A 14,891-nucleotide genomic window follows, 5' to 3' on the forward strand; every position below is an offset into this window, starting at 1 on the left:
CTTGGCGTCAGCGCCAGGCCGGAACGTTGGCCAGGCGCGAGAGCGGGAAGCGGTCGATCTCGTGCAGCAGCTCGACGAAGCGCCGGCCCACGTGGTCGAGCACCGCCGCGCCCTTCTCGGCGCTGGCGCGGGTGGCGTCGCCGGCGGCACCGGCGGGGTTGATGTCGTGCATCTGCCAGCCGAGCTTGCCGCTGGGCGTGATCGACAGGAACTTGTTCTCGGCCGCCAGCTGCTCGGTCATGGAGCCGAAGTTCTGGAATTGATCCTTGCGCACGTAGTCGGGCGTGAGGTGCAGCATCACCGAGCTCTCGAGGTCGCCGGCATGGATGCCGTGCTTGCCTTCGTGCGCGGTGAACAGGCCTTCGGGCAGGCCCAGCGTGTACCAGTTGGCGGCCACGACCATCATGTCGTGCTCTTCGCGCAGGTCGCGCGCCACGATGTCCATGACGCTCATCTGGCCGCCGTGGCTGTTGTAGAGCACCAGCTTGCGCACGCCGGCCTTGGCGACGCAGGCGCCGACGTCCTTCCACAGCGAGATCAGCGTGTTGGCCGACACCGTGAGCGTGCCCGGGTAGCGCGAGTGCTCGTTGCTCTTGCCGTAGGGCACGGTGGGCAGGAACAGCACCGGCAGGTCGTCGGGCAGGTAGGGCAGGCTGGCGCGCACCATGCCGTCGATGGTGGCGGTGTCGGTCGACATCGGCAAATGGGGGCCGTGCTGTTCGGTCGCCCCCACCGGCAGCACGGCGATCAGCCGTTCGCGGTCGAGGCGGGAGAACTCTTCACTGGTCAGGTCGGACCAGAAGCGGCTGCGCAAGGGGGGGTGATTCATCGGGGTGTACCTCGTGGCGGGCGGACGGGATGATGGGCTAAATTATCCATACGGTCAAAAAAGACTGGCTATCCGTGGATACCCGTTGATATTTATCAAGCAAACCGCATGCCATCAAATTTGCACGGACGGTCAAAAGTCGAGCCGTCCGGGCACCCGGCGCCCCGGGGTCACCAGCGCATGCGCAGCCCCAGTTGCCCCTGCACGCCGGTCTGCTCGGTGATGCCGATAGCGCTGGTGTAGGCCAGGCCGCCGTAGACCGACAGCGTCCGGTTCACCTGCCCGACGATGCCGCCGCCCACTTCGAGGGCGCTCGCGTTGCGGCGGTTCACGACCCGGTCGCTCGGCCCGAAGTAGATCGCGTTGCTGCCGCTGAAGGTGTGCCACAGGTTGAGCTTCAGGTAGGGCTTCCAGACGCCGCCGCCCGCCTCGAAGCGGCCTTCGAGCCGCGCGCCGAGCCGGCCGGTGACGGCGTTGTCGCGCTGGAAGCGCACGGTCGAGAGGCCGTCGTCGAAGTCGTCGAGCGAGCTGCGCTGCCAGATGAGCTGCACCTGCGGCTGCAGCGTCACGGTGTCGCTCAGCGCCAGCGGGTAACCGGCCTCGAGCGATGCGGTCACGCTGGTGCCATGCGGGCGGCCGCCGCGCCCCAAGGTGGAGCGTGCGTCGGCCTTGTAGCGCGTGGCCAGCAGCACGGCGTCGCTGTACCAGCCGCTGCTCGCGATGCGGGTCCAGTAGGCACCCAGGCTGTAGCCCTCGACGGTGAGCCGGCCGGCCGCCTCGTTGGTGGCGCCGCCGGCCACGCCGCTCGCGTGGCCGCTGGCCCGCGTGTAGCCGCCCAGCACGCCGACGCGGTGGCGCCCGCCCGCACTGTCGGTGGTCGCCAGGAAGTCGTGGCCCAGCTGCAGGCCGCTCACGCTGCCGTCGAACTGCGGATTGGCATCGCCGCGCAGGCGCTGGCGCGTGCTTTCGCCGAACACGCGGCCCCACGAGGCCTGCCGGCCTTCACCGTCCGCGAGCAGCTGGGCGTCGCCCTGCCGGTCGTGGAAGGTGCCCAGCTGCGCCAGCCCGAGGCGGCGCACGGCGATCGGCAGGGCGCTGTACAGGGGTACCTCGGGCCGGTAGAGCTTGACCTGCTCCACCGTCGCCGGCGCGCCGGTCTCGGCGATCACCTCGGCGGCTTCTTCCAGCGAGCCGACCACGGTGCCGCCCACGAGGTAGCCGTTGTTGCGCAGGTACCAGTTGTCGCGGTTGCCGCCCGTCGCGCCGCCGCGGAACAGCCGGTAGTTGTAGGCGCCGGCCTCCACCGCCTGGGTCAGCGAGAACGCCTGCTCGGCCGTGGTGCCGCCGTTGACGGCCTGCACCACCAGGATGCCGTCGGCCAGCGTGGGCGCGCCCAGGCCGCCGCGGTTCACCACGCGCAGGCCGGTGGACCCCGTGGCCGCGCCGCCGTCGATCACCAGCTTGTCCGAGGGTGCGTTGTCGCCCGCCAGCACGGTGTTGACCTGCAGCAGTGCGCCGCTGCCGCCCACGTAGCTGCCGCGCACCGTGAAGGCGCCGAAGCCGACGCCGTCGTTCGGGCCAGGCAGCAGCGTGCCCTGGTTGGTGACGTTGCCCGCGAAGGTGCCGGTGCCGGCCACGGTGGTGCCGGGCAACACGGTGATGACCGGGCTGGTCAGCGTGGCGGGCAGGGTGAAGCGGCCGGACTCGACGCGGATCGAATCCGAGAAGCTCGCGTCGGTCTGCCACGACCACGCGGTGCCGCGCATCGTCAGGTGCTGGAAGTTGCGGAAGGCGTTGTCGACCGTGCCGCTGCCTTCGAGAAAGGTGCTGGCCGTCTTGCCGACGCCGCCGTCGGCGCCGCCCTTGATGACCGAGCCGGTCTGCAGGATCAGCGTGCCGTTGCCGAGCGCGCCCATGTAGATCGCGTCGGTGCTGGCGGTGCCGCCGTGGCCTTCGATGGTGCCGGCGTTGACCAGCACGTCGTTGCCGTTCTGGCCGCGGTAGCCGTAGCCGTTGGCGCTCGAGAGCGTGGCGCCGGCCCGGTTCTCCACGCGCGAGAAGAAGGTGCCGCCCAGCGTGTTCGCATGCACCGCGTCGGCGCCGCCCGACGGCGAGTTGGCGCCCGTGGTGGCGATGCTGCCGGTGTTCACCAGCAGGTTGGCCACGAGGTTGCCGCCCTGCAGGTACACGCCCTTGGCCGAGCTGCCGATGGCCGAGATGCTGCCGTTGTTGATCACCGTGTTGCCCGGGCCCAGCAAAGAGATACCGTGCGAGCTGCCGCCCGTGGTGACGATGCTGCCGTTGTTGGTGATGAGGGTGCGCGTGCTGCTGTTCGACGTCACCAGAATGCCGGAGGTGCCGCTGCTCGTGGTGCGCAGGCTGCCGTTGTTGGTCAGCGTGTTGTCGTTGCCCGTGGCGACCATCGCCGCGCGCGCCGAGCCCGAGCCGCCCGACACCGTGATCGTGCCGTTGTTGGTGATGGTGCTCGCATCGCGCACCAGCAGCGCCTGCGTGGCGTTGGTGGTCAGCGTGGCGCCGCTGTTCACGGTGATGGTGACGCCGGTGCTGCCCGGCGTGGCGATCACGCTGGGCGATACGGTCGTGCTGCCGTCGCAGACCACCGTGTCGCCGGTGACCGGCGTGGCGGTGGGGCCGCAGGCCGCGTGCGCGGCGCCGCCTGCGAGCCCTGCAAGGGCGGTCACGAGCCAGGGAAGGGGGGATGCCGGGTGACGGCGGGAAAATGGAAACCGGGGGCCTCGCTCCATGCGCATGTCGTCTGCTCCTTCTTGTTTTTCATGAGGCCGTGGGGGCCTGGAGCGGCGGATTATTCAGTGCAATTGCCCTTCTGGAAACCGACGAACTTCCGTACTCACCGGGTCGGTCCCGATGGCGCGCCGACTTGAATGCGGCCCTTGTTGAGCCTATAACTCAAGCATGGTCTCTTGCTCGTCGCAAGACGGAAAGGAGGCGCCGTGAAAAGACGCATCTATTGGCTGTTGCCGGACCTGGCGAGTGCCAGGCAGGCGATGCACGATCTGCTGCAGGCGCGTGTCGACATCGCGCACCTGCATTTCGCCGCACGCGAAGGCCAGGACATGGCCGGGCTCCATGCGGCCAACGTCTGGCAGACCTCCGACCTCGTTCACGCCGCCAAGACCGGCTGGGTGCTCGGCACCGCCTGCGGGGTGGTCGTCGGGCTGCTGGCCGCGCTGCTGTTCCCGGTGTTCGGCGACGAGCCCGAATGGGCCGTGGCCGTGGGCCTGGCGCTGCTGGGCGGCGTGGTGGGCGCGTGGTCGGCCACCATGGTCGGCGTGTCGATCCCGAGCCCGCGGCTGGCGCGCTTCGAAAGCGCCATCGCGCAGGGCCAGGTCCTGTTGATGGTCGACCTGCCGCCGTCGCGCGTGCGCGAGGTCGAGGCGATGCTGGAGGCCACGCACCCCGAGGCCCGCTTCGAGGGCGAAGAGCCGCGGATCCCGGCGATCCGCTGAAGCCGCCGCGCATGCGACTCCCGGAACCCACGATGGCCACCCCAGGGAGCGCAGCACATGACCATCGCCGTCGTCCTGTTGCTCATCGTGGTGGCCTCGGTGGCGTTCCACGCCGTCAATCCGTGGTGGACGACGCCGCTGGCCTCCAACTGGCAGCGCATGGACGACACGCTGACCATCACGCTGCTCATCACGGGCCTGTTCTTCGTCGTCATCAACCTGTTCCTCGCCTACACCGTGGTGCGCTTTCGCCACCGCGAGGGGCGCCGCGTGGCGCCGCATGCGCCCGAGAGCCGCACGCTGGAGCGCTGGCTCATCGGCGGCACCACCGTCGGCATCATGGCGCTGCTGGCGCCCGGCCTCGTGGTGTACGCAAACTACGTGCGCACGCCGCATGACGCGCTCGTGCTCGAGGTGCTGGGCCAGCAGTGGCAGTGGCGCTTTCGCCTGCCGGGCGCGGACGGCAAGCTGGGCGCGACCGACGCGCGCTTCGTCAGCGCCACCAACCCCTTCGGGCTCGACCCGGCCGACGCGGCGGGGCTGGACGACCTGCTGGTTCCCGGCGACGAGGTGCACCTGCCGATCGGCCAGCCGGTGCTGGTGCTGATGCGCTCCCACGACGTGCTGCACGACTTCTTCGTGCCACCCATCCGCGCCCGCATGAACATCGTGCCGGGGCAGGTCAGCCGCTTCTGGTTCACGCCCACCGTCGCGGGCCGCTACGAGGCGCTGTGCGCGCAGCTGTGCGGCGTGGGCCATCCGAACATGCGCGGCTTCGTGGTGGTGGAGGACGCGGCGGCCTACGACGCCTGGCGCACGGCGCTGCCGACCTTCGGCGCGATGCAGCTGGCACAGGCGGCCAAGGCGACACAGGCTGCCCAGGCACCGGCCGGCGGTGGCGGCCGCGTCGACCAGGGCCGCGCGCTGGCTGACGCCAAGGGCTGCGTGGCCTGCCACACCATCGACGGCAGCACACGCGTGGGGCCGACCTGGAAGGGCCTGTACGGCAAGACCGAGTCGATGGCCGACGGCAGCACCGCGCTGGTCGACGAGGCCTACCTGCGCAGCTTCATCCGCGACCCGCAGGCGCGCCACGTGAAGGGCTTCCCGCCGGTGATGCCGAAGATCGACCTGAGCGACGAGGAGCTGGCCGCGCTGGTGGCCTACATCCAGAGTCTGGGCAGCCCGCCGGCGCAGGCTGCCACCGAACAGAAGGCCGCGCGATGACTTCTTCTGCGCTCACTCAAGACGACGAGCACGACGACGCCGGCCACCCGGCGCCGCAGGGCTTCCTGCGCCGCTACGTCTGGAGCCAGGACCACAAGGTGATCGCCGTGCAGTACGCCTGCACCGCCATCGCGGTCGGCGTGGTCGGCCTGGTGCTGTCCAACCTCATGCGGCTGCAGCTCGGGTTTCCCGGCCAGTTCGAGTTCATCAACGCCGAGCGCTACTACCAGTTCGTGACCATGCACGGGATGATCATGGTGATCTACCTGCTCACGGCGCTGTTCCTGGGCGGCTTCGGCAACTACCTGATCCCGCTCATGGTGGGGGCGCGCGACATGGTGTTCCCCTACCTCAACATGCTGAGCTTCTGGGTCTACCTGCTGTCGGTGGTGGTGCTGATGGCGAGCTTCTTCGTCGCGGGCGGCCCCACGGGCGCGGGCTGGACGCTGTACCCGCCGCAGTCGATCCTGCCCGGCACGCCGGGCCACGGCGGTGGCATCGTGCTGATGCTGGTGTCGCTGCTGATCTTCATCGTGGCCACCACCATGGGCGGCCTGAACTACGCGACCACCGTGCTGCAGGCGCGCTGCCGGGGCATGACGCTGCTGCGCATGCCGCTCACGGTGTGGGGCATCTTCGTGGCCACGGTGCTGGCGCTGCTGGGTTTTCCGGCGCTGTTCGTCAGCGGCGTGATGCTGCTGCTGGACCGCACGGTGGGCACCAGCTTCTTCATGCCGGCGCTGGTGTCGATGGGACAGCTGTCGGGCCACAAGGGCGGCAGCCCGCTGCTGTTCCAGCACCTGTTCTGGTTCTTCGGCCACCCCGAGGTCTACATCGTGGCGCTGCCGGCCTTCGGCATCGTGTCGGACCTCATCAGCGTGCACGCGCGCAAGCGCATCTTCGGCTACCGCACGATGGTGTGGGCCATCGTGGCCATCGGCGGGCTCAGCGTGGTGGTGTGGGCGCACCACATGTTCGTGAGCGGCATGAACCCGTACTTCGGCTTCTTCTTCGCCACCACCACGCTGGTCATCGCGGTGCCCACGGCGATCAAGGTCTACAACTGGCTGCTCACGCTGTGGCGCGGCGACATCCACCTGTCGGTGCCGATGCTGTTCGCGCTGGCCTTCGTGTGCACCTTCGTCATCGGCGGGCTCACGGGCCTGTTCCTGGGCAACGTGAGCGTGGACATCCCGCTGTCGGGCACCTACTTCGTGGTGGCGCACTTCCACATGGTGATGGGCGTGGCGCCGCTGTTGGTGGTGTTCGGCGGCATCTACCACTGGTTCCCCAAGATCACCGGGCGCATGCTGGACGACCGGCTCGGCCGGCTGCATTTCTGGATCACCTTCCTGGGCACCTACGCGATCTACTTTCCCATGCACTACCTGGGCGTGCTGGGCATGCCGCGGCGTTACTACAACTTCGACGGCTACAAGTTCATTCCGCCGTCGGCCTTCAGCCTGAATGAATTCATCACCGTGGTCGCGTTGGTGGTCGGCGCGGCGCAGCTGCTCTTCATCGTCAACCTGGCCTGGAGCGCCTGGCGCGGCCGGCCGGCCGGCGCCAACCCGTGGCGCGCCGCCTCGCTCGAATGGCAGACGCCCGAGACGCCGCCCGGCCACGGCAACTGGGGGCCGCGGCTGCCCGTGGCCTACCGCTGGGCCTACGCCTACGGCGTGCCGGGCGCGGCGGAAGACTTCATCGCGCAGAACGCGCCGCCGCAGGCGGGCGACGACAAGGATGACGTGCCGGTGAGCGGCGCGCGCGGAGCACCGGCATGAACGCGGACGCCGCCCTGCGCCTGCGCGGCCTGCCCCGCGATGTGCGGCTGCGCGACGCGCACGCCAGCGCCGCGGGCATCGGCCTGTGGGTCTTCATGGGCGTGGTCACCGCGCTGTTCTCCCTGTTCACCGTGGCCTACGTGATGCGCATGAGCAGCGGCGACGCGGTCGCGCTCGCGCTGCCGTGGCAGCTGTGGCTCAGCTCGGCGCTGCTGGCGGCGGGCAGCGTGGCGCTGGAAGCCGCTTCGCGCCGCGTGGACCCGGCGCGCATGCGCCGCCTGCTGCTGGCCGGCGGCCTGTGCGCCGTGGGCTTCCTCGGCGTGCAGCTGTGGGCCTGGGCCGCGATGGCGCACGCGCAGGTGCTGCCGGCCGGCAACCCGTCGGGCAGCTTCTTCTACCTGCTGACCGCCATGCACGGGCTGCACCTGGCGGGCGGGCTGGTCGGGTGGGCGATGGCGGCGCGCGTCGCGTGGGCCGACCCCGCCCGGGCCGGATGGCGCATCGCGCTGTGCGCGCGCTACTGGCACTTCATGCTGGCCGTGTGGCTGGCGCTGTTCGCGCTGCTGGGGTGGGTGACGCCGGAGGTGGCGCGCGTCCTCTGCGGCACGGCGTGAGGAGGCTTCGCATGAACTCCAGCACCGCAACCCTCACCGGCTCCGCCGTCGCCGCGAGCGGCTGGCGCGGCCTTGTGGCCGACTGGTCGTCCGACCGTCAGGCCTTCCACGTCTCATGGGGCAAGGCCATGATGTGGATCTTCCTGCTGAGCGACATCTTCATCTTCAGCTGCTTCCTCACGGGCTACATGACGGTGCGTGTCTCGACCACCGTGGCCTGGCCGAATCCGAGCGAGGTGTTCGCGCTGCACGTGGGCGGGGCCGACGTGCCGCTTTTGCTGATCGCGATCATGACCTTCGTGCTCATCAGCAGCAGCGGCACGATGGCGATGGCGGTCAACTTCGCCTACCGCGGCGACCGCGTGAATGCCGCCACGCTGATGCTCGTGACCGCCACCTTCGGCGAACTCTTCGTGGGCATGCAGGCCTTCGAGTGGTCCAAGCTGATCCTCGAGGAGGGCGTGCGGCCCTGGGGCAACCCGATGGGCGCGGCGCAGTTCGGCGCGGCCTTCTTCATGATCACGGGCTTCCACGGACTGCACGTGTCGGCCGGCGTGGTGCTGCTGTTCGCCGTGGCCTTCAAGCTCATTCGCGGCGACTACGACAAGGCCGGCAACTACCAGGTGGTCGAGATCGTGGGCCTGTACTGGCACTTCGTCGACCTGGTGTGGGTCTTCATCTTCGCGCTGTTCTATCTCTGGTGAGGACCATCATCATGAACACCACCCACGCCACCACTGGCCAGCAGCACCCAATCGGCCTGTACCTGAAGATCTGGGGGCTCCTGTTCGTGCTCAGCGCGATGTCGTACATGGTCGACTACTTCCATGTGCAGGGCTACCTGCGCTGGGGCCTGATCATCGTCTTCATGCTGCTGAAGGCCGGGCTCATCGTCGCGGTCTTCATGCACATGGCGTGGGAGCGGATGGCGCTGGTCTACGCCATCCTGCTGCCGCCGCTGTGCCTCTTGGTGCTGGTCGGACTGATGGCGGCGGAGGCCGACCACACCTTCCTCGCGCGGCTGGCGTTCTTCCGCTGACGGCCCTGCTCAGCGCCGCACCACGAAGCGCGTGATCACCGGCGGCGACTCGCCCAGGTGGAACGCCAGCCGGCGCTCGCGCAGCGCCATGTCGGCGGCGGTGGCGCGGTTGAAGCGGCGCAGGTGGTCGGTCCACGACTCGTCGACGATCTGCTCCACGTAGCGCTCGGGCTGCGCGATGTCGTGCAGCAGCTCCCAGCCGATGGCGCCCTGGCCCAGGCGCGCGCGCCGGGTCTGCTGCATCACGAGGTGGAAGGCCGCGGCGCGCGACGGGTCGATCAGGTACTCGACCGTGATCACCACGCGGCCGTCTTCCTGCGGCGCCTCGGCCGGCGGGCCGGTGGCCCAGCCGGCCTGGGCGGGGCGCACGTCGTCTTCGCCGCTCACGTCGGTCACCCAGCGCATGGCCGCCAGCATCAGCAGCGTGCCGCTCACGGCGGCGATGGCCAGGCTCAGCTTCAGCGACGTGACGGTGGCCACCTGGCCCCACAGCGCCGCGCCGATCGCGCTCGCGCCCATGATCGCCATCTGGTAGGTCGACATGCCGCGCGCGCGCACCCAGTCGGGCAGCGCCAGCTGGGCCGACACCGACAGCGAATTGGCCACCGTGATCCACGCCATGCCGCCGAAGAACATCGCCGGCACCGCGACCCAGGCGTTGGGCGCCACGGCCATCACGGCCGTGGCGGCCGACTGCAGCATGGCGCCGCGCAGCACCAGCTGGTCGCGCCCGAGCGCCTGGCGCAGCCGCGGCAGGAAGAGCACCGCGATGATCGCGCCCGTGCCCATGGCGGCCAGCAGCAGCGTGAAGGTGCCGGCGCCGCCGCCCTGGAGGTTGCGTGCCAGCAGCGGCAACAGCGCCAGCAGCGCCGTCGAATGGAAGAAGAACAGCGACACGCGCGTGAGCACCGCCCGCATGCGCTGCGACTGGCGCACGAACTGCACGCCCACGCGCATCGCGCTGATGAGCTTCTCGCGTCCCAGCGGGTTGGGCGTGTGCTCGCGGCGCCAGCGCAGCACCACGAAGCCCGAGGCCACCGACAGCACCGCGTTGAGCGCGAACACCCAGACGCTGCCCGCGCTCGCGATCAGCATGCCGGCCGTGAGCGGGCCGACGATGCGCGAGGCGTTCATGGCGATGCCGTTCAGCCCCAGCGCCGCCGGCAGCTGTTGGCGCGGCACCAGCTCGGGCACGATGGCCGAGAACACCGGCCAGCGCAGCGCCAGCCCGATGCCGTTGGCGAAGGTGAGCGCCAGCAGGAGCGGCGCGGTCATCACGTCGAGCGCGATGGCGGCGCACAGCACCACGGCGGTGCCGGCCAGCCAGAACTGCGTGGCCACCAGCCAGCGCCGGCGGTCCAGGATGTCGGCCAGCGCGCCGCTCGGAAGACCGAGCAGGAACACCGGCAGGGTGGAGGCCGACTGCACCAGCGCGACCCAGATCGGCGAGGTGGTCAGCGAGGTCATCATCCACGCCGCCGCCACATCGTTCATCCACATGCAGATGTTGGCGATGAGCCAGGTGCTCCACAGCATGCGGAACACGGGGAGCTTCAGGGGCTCGAGCGCCGCGAGGTTCGAGGGCTGCGGCCGGGCCGGCGGGAGGGGTGTCTCTTCGGGGGATATGGGCGGCATGTCGCGCTATTGTGGCGCGAGGCGGCGCGCCTAGCCCCGGTCGCTGCGTGCGAGACGGTGTTCCAGCCGGCGCAGCAGCGTGGTCAGCACCAGCGTCATCACCCAGTACACCACCGAGATCGCCAGGTACGGCTCCCAGTAGCGCGCATAGGCGCCGGCCACGGTGCGCGCGGCGTAGGCCAGCTCGGCCAGGCCGATGGCCGACACCAGCGAGGTGTCCTTGAGCAGCGCGATCGCGTTGTTGCCCAGCGGTGGCAGCATGCGGCGAAAGGCCTGCGGCAGCACCACGTAGCGCATCACCTGCGCCGGGCTCAGGCCCAGCGAGCGGCCGGCGTCGAACTGCCCGCGCGAGATCGACTGGATGCCGGCGCGGAACACTTCGGAGATGTAGGCCGCCGAGTTCAGCGTGAGCGCAACCACGCCGGAGATGAGGGCGCCGTGCTCCTGCTTGAGCGTGCGCGCCAGCTCGCCGTCGATCAGGATGCCCGTGCTCGGGTGGATGAACACCGGCATCACCGCGAAGTGGATGAGCAGGATCTGCACGAACAGCGGCGTGCCCCGGAAGAAGCTCACATACACCGTGGCGGGCCAGCGCAGGAACACGCGCGTGAGCCAGGTCCACGGCGCGTGGCGCGCCTGCGCCAGCCGCGCCAGCGCCAGGCACAGGCCCCAGCTCGCGCCCAGCAGCACGCAGACCACGGTCATGCGCAGCGTCATCCAGGCGCCCTGCCAGAACAGGTCCTTGTATTCCACGAGGATGTCCCAGCGGAACCATCCGAAAAGCAGCACTGGTTGTTCCATGCTTGCGTCCTCAACTCTCTGTCTATCTGTCGGTCAGCGGAAAAACGAAACGGCCGCGTGAGGGCGGCCGTGTTCAGGAAATTGCCGTGCGGCTCAGCGCACGTTGGGGTCCTTGTTGAACCACTTCTTGTAGATCGTCACGTAGCTGCCGTCGGCGCGGATGGCCGCCAGGCCGGCCGACAGCTTGTCGAGCAGCGCCTTGTCGCCCTTCTTCACGACGATGCCGAAGCCCTCTTCGGGGAAGGACTTGTCGTCCAGCGTCTTCAGCTCGGGGTGCTGCGCCACGCGGTAGGCGATCACGCCGTTGTCACCCATGGCGGCATCGACGCCGCCGCCGGCCAGCTCGGAAATGATGAGCGGCGTGCTCTCGAAGCGGCGGATGTTGGGGCTGGTCTTGCCGAACTCGCGCGAGGCGATGTCGTCGGCGGTGGAGGCGCTGACCACGGCGATCTTCTTGCCCGTGAGGTCCTTCAGCGAGGCCACGGTACTGTTCTTCGGCAGCGCGATGAGCTGGCGTGCCGCGAAGTACGGCGGCGTGAAGTCGTAGCTCTGCTTGCGCTTCTCGTTGATGGTGACGCCCGAGATCACGAGGTCGACGTCGCCGTTGTTCAGCGCGCCGAAGATGCCGGTGAAGGGCGTGTTGACGATCTTGATCTTCAGGCCCTGCTGCTTGGCGATGGCGTTGATGATGTCGATGTCGAAGCCGACGATCTGCTTGTCCTTGTTTTCGAAGGCAAACGGCGCGTAGGTGGCGCTGGAGGCCACGGTGAGTTCGCGGTTCTGGGCCTGGGCACCGAAGGCGAGCGTGGCGGCAGCGAGGCCGAGGGCCAGGGCACGGCGTAGAGAGTTCATTCGGGGTCCTTGTGTCTTGCCGCCCGGCGGGAAGCGGTGGGCGAGCATTTTAGGCGGTCGCTATCGGGCCCCCTTGCCGCCTACCGGGCGAACAGGAAGTAGAGCGCGACGGCCACCACGGCCACGACGGCGATCACCTTGCCGGCGCGGGGCGAGCCGGAGGCGCCCGTGGAACTCCACGTCACGCTGTGGGTGCGCACGGTCTTCGTGTGGCCGCCGCTGCTGCGTTCCGTGCGGACGAGCGCATCGGCCACGACCTGCCGGCCTTCCGGCGAGACCGCGGACATCGGCGATGCAAGCGCCTGCAGCTGCGCCGGCGTCAGCACGCCGGTGCGCACGGCCCAGGCGAGCGTGGCGGCCGGCGAGGCGGGCGCCGCCCATTCGGGTTCCTGTGCGGGCAGCAGGCTGAGGGCCTGTGCGTGCTGCGCGGGGTCGACCAGCTGCAGCGCCTGCAGTTGATCGAGGGCGCTCTCGGTCACGCCGTCTTCCAGGCGGTTCGCCATGAGGCTGATCTCGAACAGCACCCAGGCCGGCGCCTGGCCGCTGACCATGGCCACCGCGTTCGCGACGGTGCGATGCGCCTCGTCTTGCGCGCCGGGGGCGGCGCGGGCGCGCAGGCCGGGCAGTGACTCCGGCGCGACGATGCCCTTGGCGGCCGCCCAGCCCAGCGCTTCGCTCGGGGTGCGCAGCGGCGTGTCCGGCAGGTCGGGGTGCGCGAGCGCCTGCGCGTGTTCGGCGTCGGTCAGCAGGCCCAGGGTGTGCAGGTGCGACAGGGCCCGTGGGCCAGCTTCTTCGGAATTCATGGGCCCCAGTGTCCCAGAGGGCTCGCGAAGGGCCGCGCCACCGGCTCGGCGCTCCCAGCGTGTGCGTTACTTCTCGGTGCGTGTCCAAATTTGGGCATCGACTCGATACACAACGCATCAATTAGTTAACACATATAACAATAAGGAACTATTAAGAACAATTGCTCAGGGAAGAAGGTATGCCATTGGTTTTGGGCGTCATGGGGCTCCCTCAGGTCGAGGTCGAGCTCCTGCGGATCATCGTTCGCCTCAGCTCCAATCTCCGGTCGTTGTGGACGGTCAGCGAGTCGCAGCCCTGCGACCTGTTGCTGGTGGACGGCGATGCGCCCGCCGCCGAGCGGCAGACGCCGTCCGCGCGCTTCGTGGTGCCGATGGTGGCGCGCGGCGAGGCCGTGGCCGCTGCGCCCGCGCGTCGCACGCTGGCGCGCCCCATCTACGCGGAAGAACTGGTCGCGCTGCTCAACCAGGTCGCGCCCAGCGGGGCCTCGGGCGACGCGGCGCGCGCCATGGTGCGCTCGATCCGCGCACGCGCCTCGCTGATCCGCTGGCCCTCGCAGGTGACCCTGCAGCGCCATCCGATCTACGTGCGGCTGGCGGCCGCGCTGTCCAAGAGCGCGCAATCGGCCGAAAGCCTGAGCGTGCTGGGCCGCATCGACGTGCAGGAGTGCAGCACCTTCCTCGGCCTGCTGGAGGAAGAAGGCGCGCTGACCTGGTCGGAGGAAGCCCGCGCGCCGCGCCCCTCGGGGGCCGGCGCCGGCGGCGAGGCCGCGCAGCACAAGCGGGGGTTGCTCTCGCGCATCCGCCGACGCCTCGGGCTGGCCTGAGCAGGGCGCCGGCATGAGGGACTTCAAGCTCGTCTTCACGGGCCCGATGGGCGTGGGCAAGACCACGGCCATCGCGGCCATCAGCGAGACCGCGCCGATCGCCACCGAGGTCGCCAACGCCGACACCTCGGTCGCCAAGGCCACCACCACGGTGGGGCTCGACTTCGGCCAGGTGACGCTGGACAACGGCGACCGGCTGCGCCTGTACGGCACGCCGGGCCAGAGCCGCTTCGACTTCATGTGGAAGATCCTGGTGCGCGATGCGTTGGGCTTGGCGATCCTGCTGGACAACAGCCGGCCCGACCCGATGGCCGACCTGGCCCAGTACCTGGGCGGCTTCGCCGGCGCGCTCGAGCGCATGCCCTGCGCCGTGGGCGTGAGCCGCCTGCCGTCGCACCCCACCCCCACGCTGGACGACTACGCGCAGGCGCTGGCGGCGCGCGGGCTGGTGCTGCCGCTGCTGGCGGTCGACCCGCGCCGCAAGGACGATGTGGTCGCACTGATCGAGACGCTGTTGATGCAGATCGAAGTGCTCGACGAGGAGGCCGCGCCATGAAGATCCCCCACGCCCTGAAGCTGCGCGCCGCAGTCGAGGCCCGCCGCGTGCTCGACGAGGTCACGGGCATCGCCTCGGTGGTGATCGCCACGCCCGATGGCTTCGAGATCGCCAGCGTCGCGCGGCGCGACGTCGAGCCCGCACGCATCGCCGCCATGGCCAGCTCGATCGCCGCCATCGGCGCGGTGGTGTCGCAGGAGGCGCGCCTGGGCCGCTGCACCTGCATCACGGTCGCGACCGACAACGGCTTTGCGCTCGTCAGCCCGGTGCACAGCGGCGAGACCTCGCTGGTCGTGAACGTCATCGCCGACGCCGACGCGGTGCTCGCGCAGGCGATGTACCGCACGGCGGCCTGCGTGCGGGCGCTCGAGGCGCCGCAGCCCTAGGTTTCATCCAACACGAATTCACGGGCGGGGACGGATTGGCATGCGACGTCTCC

Annotated in this window: 15 protein-coding genes; 9 read left to right on the forward strand and 6 right to left on the reverse strand. The window is 69.7% G+C overall.

Annotated elements, in window-relative coordinates; translation table 11 throughout:
* Positions 1–7 precede the first annotated feature (7 nt).
* Together AC07Y4_RS16345 and AC07Y4_RS16350 are read right to left on the reverse strand one after the other, a co-directional pair.
* On the reverse strand, positions 8–829 hold the full coding sequence (locus AC07Y4_RS16345) for a creatininase family protein (RefSeq protein WP_307695222.1): 822 nt from the start codon (positions 827–829) through the stop codon (positions 8–10).
* Positions 830–999: 170 nt separating this feature from the next.
* Positions 1,000–3,531 carry an autotransporter family protein gene (locus AC07Y4_RS16350; protein WP_487847623.1) on the reverse strand — a complete coding sequence of 844 codons (2,532 nt, stop codon included), beginning with the start codon at positions 3,529–3,531 and terminating at the stop codon, positions 1,000–1,002.
* A gap of 270 nt (positions 3,532–3,801) precedes the next feature.
* On the opposite strand from AC07Y4_RS16350, the gene AC07Y4_RS16355 reads away from it, so the two are divergent.
* The 6 genes from AC07Y4_RS16355 to AC07Y4_RS16380 are packed head-to-tail and all read left to right on the forward strand — an operon-like array spanning position 3,802 to position 8,981.
* Positions 3,802–4,317: a hypothetical protein gene (locus AC07Y4_RS16355; RefSeq protein WP_062479635.1), complete on the forward strand. Its 516-nt coding sequence runs from the start codon at positions 3,802–3,804 to the stop codon at positions 4,315–4,317.
* A 57-nt stretch (positions 4,318–4,374) separates the two neighbouring features.
* On the forward strand, positions 4,375–5,544 hold the full coding sequence (locus tag AC07Y4_RS16360; protein WP_487847622.1) for a cytochrome c oxidase subunit II: 1,170 nt from the start codon (positions 4,375–4,377) through the stop codon (positions 5,542–5,544).
* Positions 5,541–7,328, forward strand: coding sequence for a cytochrome c oxidase subunit I (gene ctaD / locus AC07Y4_RS16365; RefSeq protein ID WP_487847621.1), 1,788 nt, complete (start codon positions 5,541–5,543; stop codon positions 7,326–7,328). The genes AC07Y4_RS16360 and ctaD overlap by 4 nt, the downstream gene beginning before the upstream one ends.
* On the forward strand, positions 7,325–7,942 hold the full coding sequence (locus tag AC07Y4_RS16370; protein WP_307637684.1) for a cytochrome c oxidase subunit 3 family protein: 618 nt from the start codon (positions 7,325–7,327) through the stop codon (positions 7,940–7,942). Before ctaD ends, AC07Y4_RS16370 begins: the two co-directional genes overlap by 4 nt.
* An 11-nt stretch (positions 7,943–7,953) precedes the next feature.
* On the forward strand, positions 7,954–8,646 hold the full coding sequence (locus AC07Y4_RS16375; RefSeq protein WP_487847620.1) for a heme-copper oxidase subunit III family protein: 693 nt from the start codon (positions 7,954–7,956) through the stop codon (positions 8,644–8,646).
* A gap of 11 nt (positions 8,647–8,657) precedes the next feature.
* The gene (locus AC07Y4_RS16380) at positions 8,658–8,981 is read left to right on the forward strand and encodes a cytochrome C oxidase subunit IV family protein (RefSeq protein WP_095747775.1); all 324 of its coding nucleotides are present in this window, start codon (positions 8,658–8,660) and stop codon (positions 8,979–8,981) included.
* Positions 8,982–8,990: 9 nt separating this feature from the next.
* Here the strand turns inward: AC07Y4_RS16380 and AC07Y4_RS16385 are convergent, their stop codons facing one another.
* From AC07Y4_RS16385 to AC07Y4_RS16400, 4 genes are all read right to left on the reverse strand, one after another.
* A complete protein-coding gene (locus AC07Y4_RS16385) occupies positions 8,991–10,616 on the reverse strand; it encodes an MFS transporter (protein WP_095950483.1) in 1,626 nt (541 codons plus the stop codon).
* A 30-nt stretch (positions 10,617–10,646) separates the two neighbouring features.
* Positions 10,647–11,417 carry an amino acid ABC transporter permease gene (locus AC07Y4_RS16390; protein WP_307582189.1) on the reverse strand — a complete coding sequence of 257 codons (771 nt, stop codon included), beginning with the start codon at positions 11,415–11,417 and terminating at the stop codon, positions 10,647–10,649.
* A gap of 93 nt (positions 11,418–11,510) precedes the next feature.
* Entirely contained in the window at positions 11,511–12,269 is a 759-nt protein-coding gene (locus AC07Y4_RS16395; protein ID WP_062479619.1) for a basic amino acid ABC transporter substrate-binding protein, read from the reverse strand.
* An 80-nt stretch (positions 12,270–12,349) separates the two neighbouring features.
* Positions 12,350–13,072, reverse strand: coding sequence for a hypothetical protein (locus AC07Y4_RS16400; RefSeq protein WP_487847619.1), 723 nt, complete (start codon positions 13,070–13,072; stop codon positions 12,350–12,352).
* Positions 13,073–13,251: 179 nt separating this feature from the next.
* Between AC07Y4_RS16400 and AC07Y4_RS16405 the strand changes: the two genes are divergently transcribed.
* The 3 genes from AC07Y4_RS16405 to AC07Y4_RS16415 are packed head-to-tail and all read left to right on the forward strand — an operon-like array spanning position 13,252 to position 14,838.
* Positions 13,252–13,896: a hypothetical protein gene (locus AC07Y4_RS16405; protein ID WP_487847618.1), complete on the forward strand. Its 645-nt coding sequence runs from the start codon at positions 13,252–13,254 to the stop codon at positions 13,894–13,896.
* A gap of 13 nt (positions 13,897–13,909) precedes the next feature.
* Entirely contained in the window at positions 13,910–14,452 is a 543-nt protein-coding gene (locus AC07Y4_RS16410) for a GTP-binding protein (RefSeq protein ID WP_487847617.1), read from the forward strand.
* Complete coding sequence (locus AC07Y4_RS16415) at positions 14,449–14,838, forward strand: roadblock/LC7 domain-containing protein (protein WP_139700765.1); 390 nt, start codon at positions 14,449–14,451, stop codon at positions 14,836–14,838. Before AC07Y4_RS16410 ends, AC07Y4_RS16415 begins: the two co-directional genes overlap by 4 nt.
* The last annotated feature ends 53 nt before the right edge of the window (positions 14,839–14,891 follow it).

Source organism: Variovorax sp. GW460-12-1-14-LB1, assembly GCF_059423605.1.

Bases quoted from the DNA above. Each gene is read 5' to 3' on its own strand.
- AC07Y4_RS16345 (WP_307695222.1), bottom strand. From the start codon at position 829: ATGAATCACCCCCCCTTGCGCAGCCGCTTCTGGTCCGACCTGACCAGT.
- AC07Y4_RS16360 (WP_487847622.1), top strand. From the start codon at position 4,375: ATGACCATCGCCGTCGTCCTGTTGCTCATCGTGGTGGCCTCGGTGGCG.
- ctaD (WP_487847621.1), top strand. From the start codon at position 5,541: ATGACTTCTTCTGCGCTCACTCAAGACGACGAGCACGACGACGCCGGC.
- AC07Y4_RS16370 (WP_307637684.1), top strand. From the start codon at position 7,325: ATGAACGCGGACGCCGCCCTGCGCCTGCGCGGCCTGCCCCGCGATGTG.
- AC07Y4_RS16375 (WP_487847620.1), top strand. From the start codon at position 7,954: ATGAACTCCAGCACCGCAACCCTCACCGGCTCCGCCGTCGCCGCGAGC.
- AC07Y4_RS16380 (WP_095747775.1), top strand. From the start codon at position 8,658: ATGAACACCACCCACGCCACCACTGGCCAGCAGCACCCAATCGGCCTG.
- AC07Y4_RS16385 (WP_095950483.1), bottom strand. From the start codon at position 10,616: ATGCCGCCCATATCCCCCGAAGAGACACCCCTCCCGCCGGCCCGGCCG.
- AC07Y4_RS16390 (WP_307582189.1), bottom strand. From the start codon at position 11,417: ATGGAACAACCAGTGCTGCTTTTCGGATGGTTCCGCTGGGACATCCTC.
- AC07Y4_RS16395 (WP_062479619.1), bottom strand. From the start codon at position 12,269: ATGAACTCTCTACGCCGTGCCCTGGCCCTCGGCCTCGCTGCCGCCACG.
- AC07Y4_RS16400 (WP_487847619.1), bottom strand. From the start codon at position 13,072: ATGAATTCCGAAGAAGCTGGCCCACGGGCCCTGTCGCACCTGCACACC.
- AC07Y4_RS16405 (WP_487847618.1), top strand. From the start codon at position 13,252: ATGCCATTGGTTTTGGGCGTCATGGGGCTCCCTCAGGTCGAGGTCGAG.
- AC07Y4_RS16410 (WP_487847617.1), top strand. From the start codon at position 13,910: ATGAGGGACTTCAAGCTCGTCTTCACGGGCCCGATGGGCGTGGGCAAG.
- AC07Y4_RS16415 (WP_139700765.1), top strand. From the start codon at position 14,449: ATGAAGATCCCCCACGCCCTGAAGCTGCGCGCCGCAGTCGAGGCCCGC.